The sequence below is a fragment of the Mesomycoplasma molare genome, from assembly GCF_024918955.1.
Lineage (GTDB): Bacteria > Bacillota_I > Bacilli_A > Mycoplasmatales > Metamycoplasmataceae > Mesomycoplasma_A > Mesomycoplasma_A molare.
Genome location: NZ_CP103423.1, coordinates 849,263 through 869,728, shown reverse-complemented (window position 1 = coordinate 869,728; position 20,466 = coordinate 849,263). Strand labels below are relative to the sequence as shown.

At 24.0% G+C, this 20,466-nt stretch carries 18 protein-coding genes and 1 pseudogene; 10 read left to right on the top strand and 9 right to left on the bottom strand.

What is annotated here, in order from left to right; all coding sequences use genetic code 4:
* Positions 1-292: 292 nt before the first annotated feature.
* The 3 genes from rpmH to yidC are packed head-to-tail and all read left to right on the top strand — an operon-like array spanning position 293 to position 2,558.
* Complete coding sequence (rpmH, locus tag NX772_RS03950; RefSeq protein WP_027123629.1) at positions 293-439, top strand: 50S ribosomal protein L34; 147 nt, start codon at positions 293-295, stop codon at positions 437-439.
* Positions 440-448: 9 nt separating this feature from the next.
* Positions 449-787, top strand: a complete 339-nt coding sequence (gene rnpA, locus NX772_RS03945) for a ribonuclease P protein component (protein ID WP_027123628.1) — start codon at positions 449-451, stop codon at positions 785-787.
* Positions 768-2,558 carry a membrane protein insertase YidC gene (gene yidC / locus NX772_RS03940; protein ID WP_027123627.1) on the top strand — a complete coding sequence of 597 codons (1,791 nt, stop codon included), beginning with the start codon at positions 768-770 and terminating at the stop codon, positions 2,556-2,558. Before rnpA ends, yidC begins: the two co-directional genes overlap by 20 nt.
* A 306-nt stretch (positions 2,559-2,864) precedes the next feature.
* On the opposite strand, the gene NX772_RS03935 is transcribed toward yidC, so the two are convergent.
* Positions 2,865-3,881: an IS30 family transposase gene (locus tag NX772_RS03935; protein WP_259429373.1), complete on the bottom strand. Its 1,017-nt coding sequence runs from the start codon at positions 3,879-3,881 to the stop codon at positions 2,865-2,867.
* Between the two features lie 170 nt (positions 3,882-4,051).
* Positions 4,052-4,651 carry a 30S ribosomal protein S4 gene (rpsD, locus tag NX772_RS03930; RefSeq protein WP_027123626.1) on the bottom strand — a complete coding sequence of 200 codons (600 nt, stop codon included), beginning with the start codon at positions 4,649-4,651 and terminating at the stop codon, positions 4,052-4,054.
* Positions 4,652-4,832: 181 nt separating this feature from the next.
* Here rpsD and NX772_RS03925 point away from each other — a divergent pair, with 181 nt between their 5' ends.
* From NX772_RS03925 to NX772_RS03895, 7 genes are all read left to right on the top strand, one after another.
* Positions 4,833-6,446: a ligand-binding sensor domain-containing protein gene (locus NX772_RS03925; protein ID WP_027123625.1), complete on the top strand. Its 1,614-nt coding sequence runs from the start codon at positions 4,833-4,835 to the stop codon at positions 6,444-6,446.
* Positions 6,446-7,594 carry a tRNA uracil 4-sulfurtransferase ThiI gene (gene thiI, locus NX772_RS03920; RefSeq protein ID WP_027123624.1) on the top strand — a complete coding sequence of 383 codons (1,149 nt, stop codon included), beginning with the start codon at positions 6,446-6,448 and terminating at the stop codon, positions 7,592-7,594. The genes NX772_RS03925 and thiI overlap by 1 nt, the downstream gene beginning before the upstream one ends.
* 75 nt (positions 7,595-7,669) lie before the next feature.
* Positions 7,670-10,063, top strand: a complete 2,394-nt coding sequence (leuS, locus tag NX772_RS03915; protein ID WP_027123623.1) for a leucine--tRNA ligase — start codon at positions 7,670-7,672, stop codon at positions 10,061-10,063.
* Positions 10,064-10,083: 20 nt separating this feature from the next.
* Complete coding sequence (locus NX772_RS03910; RefSeq protein WP_027123622.1) at positions 10,084-11,184, top strand: WavE lipopolysaccharide synthesis family protein; 1,101 nt, start codon at positions 10,084-10,086, stop codon at positions 11,182-11,184.
* Positions 11,185-11,226: 42 nt separating this feature from the next.
* The gene (locus tag NX772_RS03905) at positions 11,227-12,210 is read left to right on the top strand and encodes a phosphotransferase (protein ID WP_027123621.1); all 984 of its coding nucleotides are present in this window, start codon (positions 11,227-11,229) and stop codon (positions 12,208-12,210) included.
* Positions 12,201-12,563, top strand: a complete 363-nt coding sequence (locus NX772_RS03900) for an NIF family HAD-type phosphatase (RefSeq protein ID WP_027123620.1) — start codon at positions 12,201-12,203, stop codon at positions 12,561-12,563. Before NX772_RS03905 ends, NX772_RS03900 begins: the two co-directional genes overlap by 10 nt.
* The gene (locus NX772_RS03895) at positions 12,547-13,278 is read left to right on the top strand and encodes a sugar phosphate nucleotidyltransferase (RefSeq protein ID WP_027123619.1); all 732 of its coding nucleotides are present in this window, start codon (positions 12,547-12,549) and stop codon (positions 13,276-13,278) included. The genes NX772_RS03900 and NX772_RS03895 overlap by 17 nt, the downstream gene beginning before the upstream one ends.
* A 36-nt stretch (positions 13,279-13,314) precedes the next feature.
* On the opposite strand, the gene NX772_RS03890 is transcribed toward NX772_RS03895, so the two are convergent.
* The 7 genes and pseudogenes from NX772_RS03890 to NX772_RS03855 form a co-directional block, all read right to left on the bottom strand.
* Positions 13,315-14,139: an alpha/beta fold hydrolase gene (locus NX772_RS03890; protein WP_036450380.1), complete on the bottom strand. Its 825-nt coding sequence runs from the start codon at positions 14,137-14,139 to the stop codon at positions 13,315-13,317.
* A gap of 2 nt (positions 14,140-14,141) precedes the next feature.
* On the bottom strand, positions 14,142-15,119 hold the full coding sequence (locus NX772_RS03885; protein WP_027123617.1) for a lipoate--protein ligase: 978 nt from the start codon (positions 15,117-15,119) through the stop codon (positions 14,142-14,144).
* A complete protein-coding gene (locus NX772_RS03880; protein ID WP_027123616.1) occupies positions 15,120-15,443 on the bottom strand; it encodes a hypothetical protein in 324 nt (107 codons plus the stop codon).
* 346 nt (positions 15,444-15,789) lie between these two features.
* A pseudogene (locus NX772_RS04055) lies at positions 15,790-16,780 on the bottom strand (IS30 family transposase).
* Positions 16,781-16,951: 171 nt separating this feature from the next.
* The gene (locus NX772_RS03865) at positions 16,952-18,328 is read right to left on the bottom strand and encodes an FAD-dependent oxidoreductase (protein WP_027123615.1); all 1,377 of its coding nucleotides are present in this window, start codon (positions 18,326-18,328) and stop codon (positions 16,952-16,954) included.
* 83 nt (positions 18,329-18,411) lie between these two features.
* Positions 18,412-19,377, bottom strand: a complete 966-nt coding sequence (locus NX772_RS03860; protein ID WP_027123614.1) for a bifunctional oligoribonuclease/PAP phosphatase NrnA — start codon at positions 19,375-19,377, stop codon at positions 18,412-18,414.
* Positions 19,364-20,347 carry a bifunctional oligoribonuclease/PAP phosphatase NrnA gene (locus NX772_RS03855; protein WP_027123613.1) on the bottom strand — a complete coding sequence of 328 codons (984 nt, stop codon included), beginning with the start codon at positions 20,345-20,347 and terminating at the stop codon, positions 19,364-19,366. The genes NX772_RS03860 and NX772_RS03855 overlap by 14 nt, the downstream gene beginning before the upstream one ends.
* Positions 20,348-20,466 lie beyond the last annotated feature (119 nt).

The window sequence follows — 20,466 nt, the reverse complement described above, 5'->3', positions numbered from 1 at the left end:
AAAATAAAAAAATAAATATGTTAATAAAAAAAGTTATATTTATATTTAATTATATGATTAATAACAAATTTATAACATTTTTTTTACCAAAAAAAAGGCATTTTAAATGTTATTTTACATAATTGTTTATTTTATAAAATTAATAAAAATCCAAACAAAATATTGTATATTCTATTTTTTAAAGATTAAAAATTTGTTATAATTTTAAATTATTTAAAATATTAAGAAAAAAACAATTTATAATTGATTGTTTTTCTATTTTTTAACATAATTAAAAAAGCAAGGAGTAAATATGAAAAGAACTTATCAACCAAATAAAAGAAAACATGTTAAAACACACGGGTTTAGAGCAAGAATGGCTACTGTTGGTGGAAGAAAAGTTTTAGCAAGTAGAAGAGCTAAAGGAAGAGCAAGATTAACAGTTTCTGATTCTAAATAAATATAAAATATGAAAAGAGAAAATAGACTTAAGAAAAATTGAGAATTTCAAGAAGTAATAAGTTCTAAAAAACAAATAGTTACAAAAAATTTAATTTTGTATTATAAAGATTCTTCTAAATTTGAAATAGGCATATCTGTGCCTAAAAAATTTGCTATAGCTAGCTTAAGAAACTTTTTTAGAAGGCAGATAAAATCAATTTTAGATAAGAATATAAAATTTAATGAATTGAAATATAAAAATGTATTAATATTAAGAAAAAGTTTTTTGTCATTATCTTTTCAGGAAAAAGAAAAAGAAATTATTAAAATATATGAGAGGTTAGGGAATGGAAAAGAAAAAAAATAGACCTAAATCTTATGACTTTTTTAGCGGAAAAAATAATCCAGAAAATAAAAACATTATAAAGAAAATATGAAAATGATTTAAGATTTTCATATATACTTTCATTTTTGGTGTAACTTTAACAGGTTGTATTCAATCTTTTGTTATTAAAACAGCTAATAATACTGGTGCCGGAGTAGAATTTTATAATTCTAAAGAAGGAGTTTCGCCTAACGCAGTAATTTTTGAAAAAAATACAAGAAAAGACGGTGTTGAAGAAATAACCATTGTTAAAGAAAATAAAAACTTTTTTGTTTCTAATCAAGATTCACCTAGAAAAGAAATTATAGAAACACTAAACAAACAAACAAATGGTAAATATGGACTTTGAGGTAATTATAATACTTTAATAGTTGAAAGAGACGATCAAGGTAATTATTTATATCCTGGATCATTAGATGTATCAGGACAAAAAATAGAAGAATATTTATTTTTTAATAGTGATGCAGATAATTACAAGCAAAAAATTCAATGAACAGAATTTTCTTTTGTACCAGAAAATATAGTAAAACAATTAGAAACACATGATTCTAAATATATAAACGAAAAAGACCCTAACATTAATAATTATTTTATAAATGTCAAAGATTATATAATCCCAAACACAGATAGAATAGATAACTATAATATTTTTGCAAGAGATGTTTTAGAGTTTTTAAATTCTAAAATTAAAAACTTAAAAATTTATAATGAAGGTAAATTGGATAAAGCTATTGCAGAAGTTAAAACCAAAGGTAAGGGAGCTTCTCAAGAAGATTTAAATCTTGTTATAAATTATTCTCAAAACTTAAAAGAAGTGTTAAAGAATACTCATTTTAGTAAATTTTATGATTCTTCAGTATTTTTTGAACCAGAAAAAATTAATAATATAAATGATTATTCTAAGATGTTAGCTTATAGAAGTTCAGAACCACAAAAAGTTATTATTACATGAGGAGATTCTTGAAAATTAGGACCTTTTTATGGATTATTTATCTGACCAATGTCTAAATTGATGACAAGTATATTAGATTCTATGTCGTTAGAAGCAACCGGTGGTTGATCTGCTATTTTAACTATAATAATAGCTGTTTTATTGACAAAAATTATTTCTTTCATATTTAGATTCAAAACATTATTTACTCAATCTAAACAACAAGAATTACAAGCTAAAAAAGCTAAAATAGATGCTAAATATGCGCAATATAAAGGTAATAAACAAATGGAAGCTCGTCAAAGACAAGAGATTTCAGAGTTATATAAGAAAAACAACGTTAGTCCTGTAGCGCAATTACAACAAGCGTTTATAACTATGCCTATATTTATAGCTATGTGAAGAATTCTACAAGGATTACCAGCAATTAAATCTACAACATGATTAGGCATCAATCTAGCTTCAACTTCTTATCAAGAACTATTTGCAGGAAAATGAATATATTTACCAATATTATTAATAACAATAATAATTCAATTAGTTCAACAATTACTTCCTAAATTTTTAAATAGAAAACAAAATAAACGACTAATGAACGCTTCGGAAACAGAAGCACTTAAAAAACAACAAAAAACTCAAAATTATATGATTATTATTTTCATATTATTCGGAGTTCTTTTCCAAGCTTCCTTACAAGTTTATTGAATAGTTGGTGGAATTTGAGAAATTGGACAAATATTATTTGTTCACTACTTCCAAAGGACAAATATATTCAAAGAAAAAGTTAGACCCTGAATAAATAAACCTAAAAAATTTGCTTAAAAAACATCAAACTTAAAATGCTTGATGTTTTTTATTTTTAACAAAAAAAGATTGCTAAATTTAGCAATCTTTCCTAAAATGCAAATTGAAGTGCACCAGTAGTTTTTATTATAAAAACATTGTACTACAATTTATAATATTTTATACCCCTACTTACTATTAAGGGGTGAAGGGGGATATCCCCTTCTTTTAATTCCGCTTGTAAAGCGGTTTTTTATTAATGAAGTTAATAAAAATTATGGGGCGAAATTTTTCGACCCTTTCATTATTTTCTTGTAATAATCTCGTAATTTTTAATAGTTTTAATTAATATTTGTTTAATTTTTCTATTTCTTCTTCATATACGTCAAAAGCGCATTTTCCTTCTAGTATGTCTCTATTCATAAAATTTATTCTTTTTTCAAGATTTAATATTTCTTCTCTAGAAACTTTATTAAAGTCAGTTCCTTTCTTATAAACCCTTCTTACAATTCCGTTAAAATTTTCATTGGTTCCTCTTTGAAAAGAAGCGTATTTATCGGCTTTATAAATTTTAATTCCTAATTTTTTCGCTAATATTCCAACCGCATTAAATTCAATTCCATTATCAAAAGTAATACTTTCAACAGGTAATTCTAGTGTATTTATTCTTTCATAAAGCACTTTATTAATGTAAAAAGGATTTTTACTTGATACTTTCACAATTATTCCTAATCTGCTTTTTCTCTCAACTAAAGTTAAAAGACTAGAATGCCCTGCGGATTTTTTACCTATAACTAAATCACCCTCTCAATGCCCAAATGTTTCTCTTAAATCAATATGTTTTGGTCTAGCTCAAATAGGAAATACATAATTTGACTGCACAAGTCTTTCAATAACGTTATTTTTTCTTTTTCCGCCTTTTGTATAGTGCTTTCTTAATCTATCTTTATTAGTTAATACTCATTTTCCTGTATTAATCCAATTAAAAACAGTCCTTAGTGAAGGGATTTTAATGTTTTTGACTCCTTCTTTTATTAAGTTGTAAGTCATTTTTATTCCGCATGTTGCTTTGTTAAAATTGTCTTTAATAAGTTTACTAAATTCTTTATAATCATCCATTTGAGAAAAGAAAAACAATCTTTTATGTTTATGTCTTATTTTAGCTTTTTCATTTGCTATCAAATGATCGTAAAATCCGTAAAAATTTGAATTTCTTTTCAATTCTCTTGACACTGTTGAATGATTGATATTAAGAAAATTAGCAATTTGTCTAATTGAATATTTTTTATAAAACAATTTCTCTATTAAAAATCTTTTTTCAGCATTTAAATGCGAATAATGCTTTGTTGTATTATAATTCATATGGTCCTTTCAATAAAAAGTATGTTGTCTTAAATTTTTATGGGGGCCGTTTTTTTTATTTAAAAAATCAAGTGCAACCACTTTTTAATTTTACATTATAGTGGTGCACTTGATTTTGCATTCAGGGAAAGATTGCTAAATTTAGCAATCTTTTTTTAAATACAAAATTATTATTTATTGTAGAACTCAACGATAAGAGCATCATTGATTTCTTGATTTAATTCTCTTCTTTCTGGCAATCTTTTTAGAGTAGCTTTAAAATCTTTGTATTCGATTCATTCAGCTTTTGATCTTGTTTCTAAAGCTTCAACAATTTGAACGTTTTTTCTTGATTTTTCTTTTAGTTCAACAACATCATTAATTGAAACTTGTATTGAAGGTATATCGGCTTTTTTTCCATTTAATGTAAAGTGACCGTGGTTAACTAATTGTCTTGCTTGTCTTCTTGTTGATGCAAAACCTGCTCTATATACAATGTTATCTAATCTTGTTTCTAACATTTGTAAGAAGTTTGTACCTGTAACACCTTTTCTTTTTGAAGATTTAAAGAATGTATTTTTGAATTGTCTTTCGTTAATTCCGTACATAAAACGAACTTTTTGTTTTTCGTGTAAGTGTAATCCGTAATCAGATAATTTTACTTTCTTTTGTCCGTGTTGACCAGGTGCGTATGTTCTTTTTTTACCTTTAGCAAATTCTTTGCCAGTTTCTAAAATTGAAAATCCTAATCTTCTTGATTTTTTGAAAATAGGACCAGTGTATCTTGACATTTTTTCCTCTTTCTGCAAAAACTGTCTTAATAATTCTATATTAGTTTTTTAAATTTAATGGTTTCGGCGTACAGCAAGCTTACTAACAAATTTAAAACAAATTTAAAAAAGTTTAATATATATTATTTAGCTGTGTTTATTGCTTAAATATTTTACAATAATTTTATATAATTAAAAGTAAATGAAGTATTTTTTATCTTTTTTATTAGGAATATTAATTATAAGTTTATTTTTAATAATTTCTATTTTACTAATATTTTTTAAAAAAAAACAAAGAATAAAAATAAGCAATAAAATTAATGATTTAATAAAAAATGAAAAAAATTTAGCTATTAAAAATAAGTTGAACATAATAAAAAAACAACTTTATAATTATTTTAATAAAGAAAATATAGCATCTGATCAGAAACAAGAAGATATATTGATTTTGAAAAACAATTTAAATAAAATTAAAAAAATAGATGAATTAGAAAATGACTTGATAAATAATAAATTAAAGAAAAATAGAAAAATTTCTGAAAAAGAATTAGTTTTTTTAAGTAAAGAATTAGATTATTTCTATACAGAAAGAGAAAAAATATATCAAAGTATTTTTAGTAAATATAAACATATTTTAGAAAATAATAAATTCATTCTCAATTCTTTAAGTTCTATTACCAAGGATTTATATAAAGCGATAAATTTTTATCACAAATATAAAGATAAATTGGGGTTTATTTTTGCAAAAGCAGAAAAAATAATTGAAGAAATTAAGCAAAGCAATAACTATATCTTAAAAAATTATCATTTGGATTCTGAAATAGAAAGAAATACTCAACTTTTAGAAAAAAATAAAAAAAATATTATAAGTTTATTTCAACTATTAAATAATTCTATTATTTTAAAAATGGAAATTGAAAAAGAATTGAATCTTAAATTTACAAAATTGAAAGCAATGATTTTAGATGATAATTCTTTAATGTTAAAAGTCATTTTTTCATTAAAAGATTTAGAAAAGCAAATATATGATTATTTTTCTCAACTATCTCAATCATACAAAGATTTAAATTTTGATAATGTAAAAAATAATTTAATAAAAATATATAAAATTTTTTTCAATATTGAATATATTATAGAAAAAGAAAAAGCCGCCAAAATCTTTTTTGAAACATATATATTATCTTTTGAAAAAACAATTAATAATTGAGAAAAAAAAATAGAATTTTACTTTTTTAAGGATAGTGAATTTATTAAACAAATTAATTTTTTAAAAAGAAGCTTATTAGCCTTAAAAATACAAGATAAGCCGTTTTCTAAAAAAATTATTGATTTAAATAATTTTTATTTAAATTTACAAAATTTTAAAAATTCAGTCGCTTTAAAAGAGATTCAAATAATTCAAGAAAGAACTTTATTATTGCAAATAAATAGACTAGATCTAATACAAGAAATATTAACTGACTTTGTTGTAAGATTAAATGAATTAGAAGATGATTTTATTATAGAAAAATCAAAAGGTTTAAAAAAAGAAATTCTTAAGGTAATTTTAATTTTAGAAGAAAAAAATATTCAAAATAATGAAAAAAAAGAAATTTTGATAAAATTAATAGAATTATTTGTTGAAAATAAAAAATTATTATTAAACATTTTAAGTAAAGAATTATTACTGTATATTGAAAAAAATATGAACATTTTTAGAACATCAAACCAAAAATTAGATGCAGCATTAAAAATAAGTGAAGATTTAAAATCGCAAGGCGATTATTATGGCTCTTTTATTAGCATAATGAGCTTTTTAGAAAAGGAAATAAAATAATGTACGATTTAATATTAATAAGATATGGTGAATTAGTTTTAAAGGGAGGAAATAGAAAATTATTTATTAATACTTTAAAACAAAATATATTAAAAATAACAGGAGAAATGCCTGAAGTTAGTTTTGATAGAATGTATTTAACATATAACGAAGATAACATGAGAAGATTAAAATTTGTCTTCGGCATTTCATCCTTTTCCCCTGTTAAAAGAGTGAATACAAATATAAATGATATAAAAACAGAAGTATTAAATCAATTTAATGATGATTTAAAGACCTTTAGACTGAATTGCCATAGAAATTGAAAAAAATTTGAACTAACTTCTCAAGAAATTATTAAAGAGGTAGCTTCAGAATTATTTGATAAAAAAGAAAATCTAAAAGTAGATTTAACCAAGTTTGAGCAACAGATTAATATAGAAGTTAGAGAAAAATATTCATATGTTTTTTCTAAAAATATTAAAGGATTAGATGGTCTTCCTGTGGGTGTTTCCGGAAAAGCACTGCACTTAATTTCAGGAGGAATTGATTCCCCTGTAGCTGCTTTTGAATTAATGAAAAGAGGAGTGAGGGTAGATTTTTTATCTTTTATTACACCACCTCATACTGATGAAAAAACAGTTGAAAAAGTTGAAAAAATTGTTCAACTCTTAGCGAATTATCAAGCAGGAGCTAAACTTTTTCAAATCAATTATACAGATTTAATGAATTATATTGGTCTAACTTCTAATCAATCTTACAAAATAAATCTTATGAGAAGAAGTTTTTATAGAATAGCAGATTTACTAGCAAAAAAAGAAGGTTATTTAGCTATTTCTAACGGTGAAAACTTAGGTCAAGTAGCTTCACAAACCATGGAATCAATGGATGTTATCGGAAGCCAAACCTCTTTACAAATTTATAGACCACTGCTAACTTTTAACAAAATCGACACTATTAAATTAGCAGAAATAATAGGAACATATCAAATTTCTATAGAAAAAGCAAATGAAGCTTGTGAATTATTTGCACCTAAAAATCCGGTTATAAAACCAACCTTTGAACATGCAAATAATTTAGAACTAGAATTAAATGAATTAATTCCTTTAGAAAAAGAAGCAATTAGCAATAAAATGTCAGTTAAAAGATTTAAAAATAAATTACAATAAATAATATTGATTGAATAACTCCAGAACCATTAAATATCTTTATTTAAACACAAAATTAGTTATAATTTAATAATTATGTATAATCACACAAAAATAGAAAAAAAATGACAAAAAATTTGAGATAAAACTAATGCTTTTAAAACTACAGATAAAAATGACAAAAAATTTTATGTATTAGATATGTTTCCATATCCTTCTGCATCAGGTCTACATGTTGGTCATCCAGAAGGTTATACAGCAACTGATATCATCGCTAGATACAAACGTTTAAATGGTTTTGATGTATTACATCCTATTGGTTGAGATGCTTTTGGTTTACCAGCAGAACAATATGCTTTAAATACAGGAAATCATCCCGCAGATTTTACACAAAAAAATATTAATAGTTTTAAAAAACAATTAAAAAGCTTAGGAATGTCTTTTGATTGAGATAAAGAAATTGACACCACAGATCCTAAATTTTACAAATGAACACAATGAATTTTTAAAAAACTTTATGAAAATAATTTAGCAGAAATTAAGGAAATAGATGTAAATTGATGCGAAGGTTTAGGTACAGTTTTAGCTAACGAAGAAGTAATAACCGATGAAAACGGTAACAAGGTTAGCGAAAGAGGTAATTTTCCTGTTATTAAAAAACCAATGAGACAATGAGTTTTAAAAATAACAGAATATGCAGAAAAGCTTTTAGAAGGATTAGAAAGGGTTGATTTTCCAGAATCTTTAAAAAGTTTACAAGAAAACTGAATCGGAAAATCAGAAGGTTATACACTAAAGTTTCAACTTGAAAATTCAAATAAATATATAGAAATTTTTACAACTAGAATAGATACTATTTTTGGTGCTTCATTTTTAGTCATAGCCCCAGAACACGAAATAATTAATTCAATTGAAAAAAATAAAGAATTAGTAGAGTTTTTAGAATATTCAAAAACTATAAGTGAAAGAGATCGGGTTTCTGGCTTAAAAGATAAAGTCGGTGTTTATACAGGAATAAATGCAGTTCATCCAATTACTAAAAAAATTATTCCTATTTGAACTTCCAATTATGTTTTAAATTCATACGGAACAGGTGCCGTAATGGCGGTCCCTTCAGAAGATGAAAGGGATTTGGAATTTGCTAAAAAATATAATTTAGAAATCATAAATATAATTCAAAGACAAGATAATAAAAATATTTTAATTAATTCTGATGCTTTTTCTTTTTTAGAACTAGATAAAGCAAAACAAAAAATTGTTGAATTTTTAAGATACAAAAATATTGCTAGAAAAACTATCAGTTATAAATTAAGAGATTGAATTTTTTCAAGACAAAGATATTGAGGAGAACCATTTCCGGTTTATTTTGATGAAAATGACAATGTATATTTAGAAGAAAACATCGTTGAGCTTCCATATATGGAAAATATTAAACCATCTAAAACAGGAGAATCTCCTTTAGCTAATAATAGTAATTGATTACATTTTGAAAAAAACGGAAAAAAATATAGAAGAGAAACAAATACAATGCCACAATGAGCAGGAAGTTCTTGATACTTTTTAGCTTATATTTTAAAGAACGCAGATGGAACATATATAGATATAGATTCTAAAGAAGCTTATAAAAGGTTTGAAAAATGATTACCTGTAGATTTATATATAGGTGGACAAGAACACGCTGTTGGCCACTTAATATATTCAAGATTTTGACATAAATTTTTATATGATATTAAAATTTTACCTATAGATGAACCATTTGTAAAAGTTGTTAATCAAGGGATGATTTTAGGAACTGATGGACAAAAAATGTCTAAAAGTAAAGGTAATGTTATAAATCCTGATGATATTGTAAATGAATTAGGAGCAGATACGCTTCGTGTATATGAAATGTTTATGGGTCCTTTAACAGACACAAAAGAATGAAATACCGACACAATAAAAGGTATAAGAAAATGACTAGATAGAGTCGAGGTTATAATTTCTAAATTTGCTGAAAATAAAACATTAATAAAAGTTGAAGAAAAAAATAATGAATTCACTTCTTTATGACAATTAACAATAAAAGAAGTGACCGATGCTATAGAAAAATTAAAATTTAATATAGCTATTAGTAAACTTATGGTTTTTGTAAATGGACTTTATAAATTAAATTTTATTTTTTCATTAGAACCTTTGAAAGATTTTTTAATTATGCTATCGCTTTTTGCACCACACATTTCAGAAGAATTATTAGAAAAAATCGATGAAAAACAAATTAAAGATCATACATGACCTCAATTTAATGAGAATTTAATTATAAATAATTTGTTAAAAATACCAGTTCAAGTAAACGGAAAAATTAGAGCCATTATAGATAAAGAAGAAAATGATAGTGAAGAAACTCTTTTCGCAAAAGCTCTAGAAGAAAAAAATGTTGTTAAATACATAGAAAATAAAGTAATTAAAAAGAAAATTTATGTAAAGGATAAAATAATTATTATTAATATTTAATAATTATTTTTTATATTATTATGAATAGAATTAAAGATGAAGATGTAACTTTCCTATTAAATGGCAGATATGATAAAAATACCAAAAAAAGTGTAGATTCTATAAAAAAACATTTTCCTAATTCTCAAATTTTTGTTTCTTGTTGAGAAAATGATGTTATAGATGACAATAAAAAAGTAGATAAATTTATTTTAAATAAAGATCCTGGTGGTTTTTATATAAGTAACAAGTATTGAAAAAATTATGGAGTTAATGTAAACAGAATAATAGTTGCTGTACAAAACGGACTTAAAGAAGTTAAAACAAAATATGTAGTTAGAATGAGAAATGACTTATTTTTCTTTAATAATAATTTATTAAATGATTATTTTTCCGTTTTTCATAAAAAAGACGACAATTATTCTATTTTTAAAAATAGAATTATTTTATCAGAATATGTTAATGGTAAATTTAATATTTGTAGTATAGGTAAAATTGATTATCAATATTTTTCAATATCTGATTGATTTCATTTTGGATTATTAGAAGATGTTAAAAAATATTGAGAACCTATTGAATTAGTTCCGGATTTAAAAGAATTTGCGAATAAAAATCCTAATAATTTAATTTCAGTGCAAGAGCATCCGGAAACATATTTACCAAGGTTTGTTTTTTCTAACGAGACAAATTTAAATTTATCAGAGTGACACGGAGAAGATGAAAATATTAAAAAAGAATCAGATAAATATTTTTACGAAAACTTTTTACTATTAGGAAATAAAGCATTAGGGTTTGGGATTTTAAAAAGAAAATATAGATTATCAACAAAAAGCGAAATATTTAATTTTTTTTGTTTACTAAATAAAAAATATATAGGTTTTTTAAGATATTATATTTTAAGGCACGAAAATACATGAACTATAGAAACTAGAAATAAGTTTGAAAAAGAAAATAATCATCCATTACCTAAAAAAAACGCTCCTAAAACACCCGGATTATTTTTATATTATTTAACTTTTATAGTTTTTTTAAATTTTATAAAAGAACTTTTAACCCAACATTTATTTAAAATCTTTTTTGTTTTTGGAAAAAAAAATTTACTAAAATTTAGAGAAAATAAAGAAAAAAACAGCAAAAAATAGTATAATTTTATTTTAAAGATAAAGAAAAGTAAAGTATACAATATGAAAAACAAGAAAAATAATAGTAAATTTTTAACTAGGTATTTTAATAGCATTGAACAAATTGATAATTTAGTTAAAAAAACATCTTCAGAAAAAAATAAAATACTTGATGAATATTATTGATTTACTAAATTACCTTCAAATTTATCAAAATATACTCCTAAAGTTTATTCATATAATGAAACTCAAGAATCTAGTTATATACTTATGGATTATGTTCCCTGATCAAATATTTACACATTTTTAGAAAATAATTCTAGTTTAAAAAATTATATAAATATTTTAGACACTTTATTTAATGTTTTATTAGATTTTAAAAATACAGAATTTAAAAAAAATAATGAAAAATTTTCAGAATTCATATATCTAACAAAAACTCATGATAGAATAAAAAATATCAAAGAAGAAGAATTAATAGATTTAGAAAAAGAAATAATATTTAATTCTAAAAAAATCAAACCATTTTTCCAAATAAAACAAAAAGTTTTAAATTTAATTGAAGAAAAGTTATTAAATAGTGAAATAACTTCTGTAGTCCATGGTGATTTTTTCTTTGGAAATATTTTATTTGATGAAAAAGAGAATAAAATAAAATTAGTTGATCCTAGAGGGCGTTTTAGCTATTATAGGGATATAATAGGTGACATTAGATATGATTTAGCTAAGTTAAGTCATAGCGTTATAGGGAAATACGATTGAATCGTTAATAATAATTTTGAATTTATAGAAGATAAAAATAATTTTTCTTTAAAGGAAAATACATTTTTAGACGAAAAACAAAACAAAGAAATAATGAATCATTTCAAAAAAAATATGATTGAAAAATTTAATATTTCTTTTGATAATATTAGGTTAATAGAAGGTTTACTATTTTTGACTATGATTCCGTTACATAAAGAATCTTTAATACACCAAAAAATATTTTATTTAAAATCTTTAGAAATTTTTAATGAATTAATAGAAAAGGGAGACGAATGAGAATAGTTATTGATTTAGACGGCACTATTTGTGAAATTAAAAAAGATAATCAAAGTTATTCTGAAGTAAAAGTTTTACCGGGAGCTAAAGAATTTATTAAAGAGATGAAAGAAAAAGGGCATACAATAGTAATTAATACTGCTAGAAATATGCAAACACAAGATCATAACATAGGAAAAGTTATGAAAAATGTTGGACTTGTAACTTTAGAATGATTAAGAGATAATGGAATAGAATATGATGAAATATTTTTTGGTAAACCAAATGGCGATATAACAATTTGTGATCGTTCAGTTCATTTTGATGGTTGAGATAAAATTTCAGAAGAGTATTTAATGAAATATGCAAAAAAAAGATAGAGCACAAATTGTTATATTGATGGCTGGTAATGGTAGTCGTTTTAAAGAAAAAGGCTACACTACAGACAAACCATTTATTAAAGTTGATAATAAAACTTTTTTAGAATTAACATTAGAATCATTTCATAAAAATAATTCTTTCATTCTTGTAATGAAAAAAGAATTTTTATCTTTATATAAAGATGAAATAAAAGAAGTTTCTAAAAAATACAAAATAAAGATTTTTACTACAGATAAAATGACAGCAGGAGCTGCATCTACAGCTTTATTTATATGAAAACAAATTAATAATAAAAAACCAGTTATATTTGCGGATGTTGATAATTTTTATTTAGAAAAGGCTGCACAAAAATTTTTAGATTTCTCAATTGCTCAAAAATTTGATGCTGCAGTTTCTACCTTTAATTCTTCTTCAGCAAAATTTTCTTACATAAAATATAAAAATAATTTAGTATTAGAAACCAAAGAAAAAGAAGTAGTTTCTGATCAAGCAATATCTGGTTTATATTTTTTTAAATCAGGAAAAAAATTTATAGATTATTGTATATCGCTTCATATTTACGATCAAAAGACAAAGAATGAATTTTATCTTTCTAATATTTATAACTTAATGATTGAGAAAAAAGAAAAAATAGGTTGAATGAACATAGAAACTAAAAATTATATTTCATTAGGAACTCCAGAACAACTAGAAGAATATTTAAATAAAAAATAACCTCTTTTTAAAAAGAGGTTTTGTTTTTGACTAATTTTATTCATTTAATTGATATACAAGAGAATTGATCTTATCATTAATTTCTTGAGGTTTTTCAAAAAATAGAGCATGTCCACAGTCTTTAATACCAATAATATTTTTATTATATTCATTAGCGATTTTTGCTACTGATAAAAATGGTACAAAAAGATCATTAATGCCAGTTATAAATTCATAATCTTTATTTTCTTTATAAAGATTTTTGATTTCTTTTTTTAAAAATTCAGGATTAATTATTTGATGTCTAACAATTTTTGCAAAATATTTTTCTTTGTTTTGACTTAATTTTAAAAATACACTAGCTATTTTAGAAATATTTTTTTTGTAATTATTTTTTTCTTTATAAACTAAATTATTACTACTATCAGTTGCATCTTCTATGTTAGAAGGCAATAGTCATTTCTGTAATCTTTCGATGGATTGATTTATAGTTTCTTTGGCTATTGTATTTAAGATATTATAATTTATCGGAGCCGCTAATAAGGCTTTTTTAACATAATTTTTATTCAATAAATAAAGAGCACTTGCCCCTCCTAAAGAATGGCCAATAACAAGATCAAAGTTTATATTAGTTTGTTTAATGAATTCTTCAGAAATTTTTTGGTAAAGTTCAACTGAAATTTCATTATTATTAGAACTCTCACCACATCCCGGAAAATCAAAGGCAACAATATCATAATTTCTATTTTCTAATCTATAAACTTGATTTGCAAAATTATATGAAGAATTAAAACCGTGTAAAAATAAAACTTTTGGCTTTCCGGTATTTTCTTCTACATATATAATTTCTTCATTTAATAAATTTATCTTTTTCTTTTCCATTATTATCCAAACATTACTTTAAGAATTTCTTCTATAGTTATATTTCCGAAATAGTCATTAATATTTTTAATAGATTGTAAAACATATTCTACTGATTCTTTGTTGAAATTATGTCCTATTAATAAGTTTGAAATTTCTCCAGTATTTAATTTACTTAAAAAGTCGCCTTCAAATTTTATATTTTGAATTTTATTTTCTTTTATCTCGCTACTTATTTGTAAAATTCCTCCCGCTGTTTTCTCTTCATTAAAAATAGAAAATTCAGGATTCTTTCCAAAAATTCAATCTTCAGATGATCTTAAAGTTGCGAGTTTTTCAATTTCGTTGATATATTGATTTGGAATTTCTAATATTTTAGCATCATATTTTTGTTCTAAAAATATAGCAAATTTATTAATAAATTCATCTACTGTTATTTTGGTTTCTAATTCATTGATTAAATTAGTTACTCTTTGTCTAATGCTTTCAATTCCTTTTGACTGAATTTTTAATTTGCTTGGATTTAAAACTTTTGCAAGTTTACTTAAATTTGCATCAAAAAGCATTGTTCCGTGATGAACTATTTTATCTTTGTGTATAAATTGAGCATTACCAGAAAATTTAGCACCATTTATCATTAAGTCATTTCTTCCTTTAAATTCAGCATTTAAATTTAAAGTTTTTAAAAATTCTAAAACTGGTTTTAAAAATTTTTGATATCCCATTTCATCTTTTTTTGTTATAAAAGAAAAATTAATGTTACCTAAATCGTGAAAAACAGCGCCACCCCCTGATAACCTTCTGTATAGTTCGATTTTTTCTTCTTTTAGTATATCTAGTTTTACTTCTTTAAATGCATTTTGGTTTCTCCCAATAATTATTGCATTAGAATGTTGATAGATGAAAATAATATCTTCATTATTATTCTCATCTTTAGCCATTATCTCTTCTAATACTAAATTAAAAAATGGTGAGTAGTTTTTACTGATATAAATTTTCATTTATTCCTCCTTAATTAATAAATCAAAATTAGTTATAGTTTTACATTCTTTAATGAATAGCTCTTGTTCTTGTTCGTTTAAATTTAAATTTTTTATTCCTTGGATGTTAATTTGTCCATAATCTCATCTTTTTTGATATCCATTGTTATCTAATAAAAATAATAGATCCTCTATAAATCAATTAAAATAATTTGAGTTGAATTTAATATTTCTTATAATTCCTTTTATTTTTATATCAATAATTCTATTCTCGTGTTTTAATATTTCTAAATCAAAAGATAAATCTAATTCTTGACTTTTTTTCGTTTGCAAATTATTTTTCATTTTTTAATTATATAACTTTTAACTAATAAAGAATAATTAAAATTGCAGAATAAAAAAAACTATAGATATTTGATCAATGATCTATTCTATAGTCCTAAAATGCAAATTGAAGTGCACCAGTAGTTTTTATTATAAAAACATTGTACTACAATTTATAATATTTTATACCCCTACTTACTATTAAGGGGTGAAGGGGGATATCCCCTTCTTTTAATTCCGCTTGTAAAGCGGTTTTTATTAATGAAGTTAATAAAAATTATGGGGCGAAATTTTTCGACCCTTTCATTATTTTCTTGTAATAATCTCGTAATTTTTAATAGTTTTAATTAATATTTGTTTAATTTTTCTATTTCTTCTTCATATACGTCAAAGCGCATTTTCCTTCTAGTATGTCTCTATTCATAAAATTTATTCTTTTTCAAGATTTAATATTTCTTCTCTAGAAACTTTATTAAAGTCAGTTCCTTTCTTATAAACCCTTCTTACAATTCCGTTAAAATTTTCATTGGTTCCTCTTTGAAAAGAAGCGTATTTATCGGCTTTATAAATTTTAATTCCTAATTTTTTCGCTAATATTCCAACCGCATTAAATTCAATTCCATTATCAAAAGTAATACTTTCAACAGGTAATTCTAGTGTATTTATTCTTTCATAAAGCACTTTATTAATGTAAAAAGGATTTTTACTTGATACTTTCACAATTATTCCTAATCTGCTTTTTCTCTCAACTAAAGTTAAAAGACTAGAATGCCCTGCGGATTTTTACCTATAACTAAATCACCCTCTCAATGCCCAAATGTTTCTCTTAAATCAATATGTTTTGGTCTAGCTCAAATAGGAAAAACATAATTTGATTGTACAAGTCTTTCAATAACATTATTTTTCTTTTTCCGCCTTTTGTATAGTGCTTTCTTAATCTATCTTTATTAGTTAATACTCATTTTCCTGTATTAATCCAATTAAAAACAGTCCTTAGTGAAGGGATTTTAATGTTTTTGACTCCTTCTTTTATTAAGTTGTAAGTCATTTTTATTCCGCATGTTGCTTTGTTAAAATTGTCTTTAATAAGTTTACTAAATTCTTTATAATCATCCATTTGAGAAAAGAAAAACAATCTTTTATGTTTATGTCTTATTTTAGCTTTTTCATTTGCTATCAAATGATCGTAAAATCCGTAAAAATTTGAATTTCTTTTCAATTCTCTTGACACTGTTGAATGATTGATATTAAGAAAATTAGCAATTTGTCTAATTGAATATTTTTATAAAACAATTTCTCTATTAAAAATCTTTTTCAGCATTTAAATGGGAATAATGCTTTGTTGTATTATAATTCATATGGTCCTTTCAATAAAAAGTATGTTGTCTTAAATTTTTATGAGGTAGTTTTTTTATTTAAAAAATCAAGTGCAACCACTTTTTAATTTTACATTATAGTGGTGCACTTGATTTTGCATTCAGGGAAACTATAGATATTTGATCAATGATCTATTCTATAGTTTTTATTAACTATTTTTTATAGTTTAAATTTAATGTATTTAAAATGGTTTGAATTATAAAGTTAAATGGTTTATTAAAGTGTGGTAAGAAGTAGTAATCCATTAAAGCGATTTGTGGTAATGTTAATCCTTGTTGAATTGCTAATGATAACATATACATAACTTCTGTATGGTTTGCCGCTCTACCTTGTGAACCAATTTGAGCACCTAATAATCTTAAAGTATTTTTATCATATGTTATTTTGAATCATACTGGATAGTGATGTTTCATAAATTCTGGTCTATCATTATCTTCAAAATATTCTACAGCATATGATTCTTTTATTCCTTCTGTTTTAGAAGCGACTACTTCAGTTAAACCAGTAGAAGCATAGTTAAAGTTAAATACATTTATTGCATTTGTTCCTGAATATCCTGGGAAAGGAATTCCTTCGTTACCTGCTAAGTGGAAAGCTGCAACAATACCTGTTTTAACTGCGTTTGTTGCTAAAGCAATATGTGCATATTCTTTTGTAGCACTATTAATCATAGAAGCCGAATCTCCAATTACATAAAGATTTTCATCGCTTAATGATCTTTGGAATTGATCAACCTTAATAGCACCATTAGCTGTTTTTTCTACATCTGTTATTAATTCAGTATTTGGTTTAAATCCAATAGCTAAAATAACTAAATCAGCTTCATAAGTACCTTTATCTGTTACAACAGCTGAAACTGTTTTACCATCTTGTGTTTCAAATTTTTGAACTTTTTCACCAAGTTTCATGTTTATTCCATGGTGTTCCATTTCGAATTCCATTTTTTTAGTAAATTCTTCATCGAAATAATTTGGAATAATTCTATCTTGCATGTCAATTAAAGTAACTTTTTTACCATATTTGTGGAAAGCTTCAACTAACTCTATACCTATATAACCAGCACCAATAACTACAACATTTTTTACTGATTTATCTTCTGCTTTTGCTTTTATTTCTTTTGCATGAGCAAATATTTTTGAAACTAAAATATTTTCTAAGTTTACATTTTCAAAAGGAGGAATAATTGGTCATGTACCTCCTGCATAAACAAGTTTGTCATATGAATCTTTAAAGGTTTCCCCTGTGTTTAAGTTTTTAACAACAACATATTTTTCTTGTCTATTAACTTCAATGACTTCATGAGAAATTTTAACGTCTATTCCCATGTTTTGTAATTCTTCTACACTTGAGTAAAATAATCCATCAGGATTTGAAAATTCCCCCCCAACTCACAGAGCAATTCCACATCCTAAAAATGAAATATCTGTATTTCTATCGTAAGCTACTAATTGAGCATCTGGAGATACTTTTTTCATTGTTCTTAAAAAAGAAGTACCAGCGTGATTTGCTCCAATTGATATAATTTTCATAAGTTTCCTCCATTTTTTAATAATATAATTATATTATTTTTTTAATTTTGTATTAATAAAATAATCATTAAAATGCATAAATATTAATTATTTTTTCAAATTTCATATTCTTTTTGGCAATCTTCAACAATTTTTTGAATATCTTGTGGATTTGAAATTATAGCACCCGAAGCTCTCTCGTGACCACCACCACCTCATTTTAGTGCTACATTTCTAATGATAGGTCCATTAGATCTAAATTCAACTCTTCATTTATTTGTTTCTTCTTGTGTAAATGATAATCAAATTCTATAATTATCAATATTTGATAATAAATTAGGTCTAGTAGAACTTGCTGGATTCATATTATATTTTTGTTGAGTTTCTAAATCTATGGAATAGTAAATAACGTTTTTAAAGGTTTTAAAATTACTTAGAACAAAAGATTGAAATTTTATGTCTTTTTCACTACTTTTATTTAAATTTGTATGTAAATAATCTACATCAATTTTAGTTTCTCAAAGTTTAGCAGCTAATTTTAAAGTTCTAGAAGTTGTGTTTGAAAAAAGAAATCTTCCTGAATCTGTATAAATACCTGTATAAATATATTCTGCTGCTTTTTTATTAATAGTTCAGTTTGCTTCTACTGCTAAATTAGCAATTTGTTCTGCGGCAGCAATATAACTAGAGTCAACTCATTTGAATTTTGCATTCAAGTCATCATCGTTAGGATGATGATCAATTCTAATAACGCTTTTAAATAAATTCTTATCTAATAATTCTCTTTTCTCAATTCTTTCTTTAAAATTAGCATCAACTACTATTGCTAAAGATTTTTTTAAAAAATCATCATTTAGATCATTTTCAAACTCAAATTTTAAGAAAGATAATATTCCTTTAGAATCTCCTACAGTTTTAACAACTTTATTGGGAAAATTTTCTTGTATAAGTTCCTTCAAACCGAATTGTGAACCTAAACAATCTCCATCAGGCCTAATATGGTGAAAAATTACTATATTTTCATGATTTTCTATTTCTTTAATAATATCTTTAATATTACCTATTTTCATTAGATTCATATTCCTTTACAAGTTCTATTGATTTTTCAATTATTTCTTGAATTTTATTTTTTCTTTTGATAATAGCTCCAGAAGCATTATCGTGCCCCCCGCCATTATATTGTCTTGCTATAGTATTTACTTTAGGTCCATTAGATCTTAATCTAACTCTTACAGTTCCATCAGGTTGATCAATAAAGAAGATTCAAATTCTATTATCTTCAATATTAGAAAGAATATTCACTTGGTTAGCTTCTTCGTATTCTAAATTTAGTTTTTCTTGAATTTTTTTAGTTACATGAAATCAAATAACTTTATCCTGAGACTTAAATTCAGAAAGTACAAGACCTTGAAATTTAATTTCTTTTATAGTTCTTCCTGAAAGAGAACTGTGGATAAAATGAATATCTAAATTTGATTTATTAATTAAGTTATGTGTAACTAAAAAAGTTCTTTTACTTGTATTACTATAGTAAAATCTGCCAGAATCTGTATAAATACCTGTATAAATGTATTGAGCAGCTTTTTCGCTAATTTTTAGTTTTGCCTTCATAGCAAAATAAGCCACCATTTCGGCTGCTGCACTATAAGAAGAGTCAATTCAATTATATTTATATTCTATATCTGCGCCATTAGGATGATGATCAATTCTAGCCATATGTGTTATTTTATTGGATAAAATAATTTCTTTTTTTTCAAGTCGATCTGAACTAGAAGCATCCACAACAATTCCTAAAGAATTATTAAAATCTTTATCTTTTAATTGTTCTTCATTAAAATGATTAAATTCTAAAAAAGACAATATCCCCTTAGAATCACCTATACAAAAAACTTTTTTGTCAGGAAAATTTTCTTGTATAAGTTCTTTTAAACCGAATTGTGAACCTAAACAATCTCCATCAGGTCTAATATGGTGAAAAATAAAAATATTGTCGTGTTGTTTTATTGCTTCCAAGATAATTTTATATGTTCCTTTTTTCATTTTAGTCCTTCTATTTATTATTTTTCATAATTATATTATTTTTAATAAATATATTTTAAAAAAATAAAATCATTACTTAAGTTTAATAAAATTGAACAAATTTATTTTTTTTACAAAAA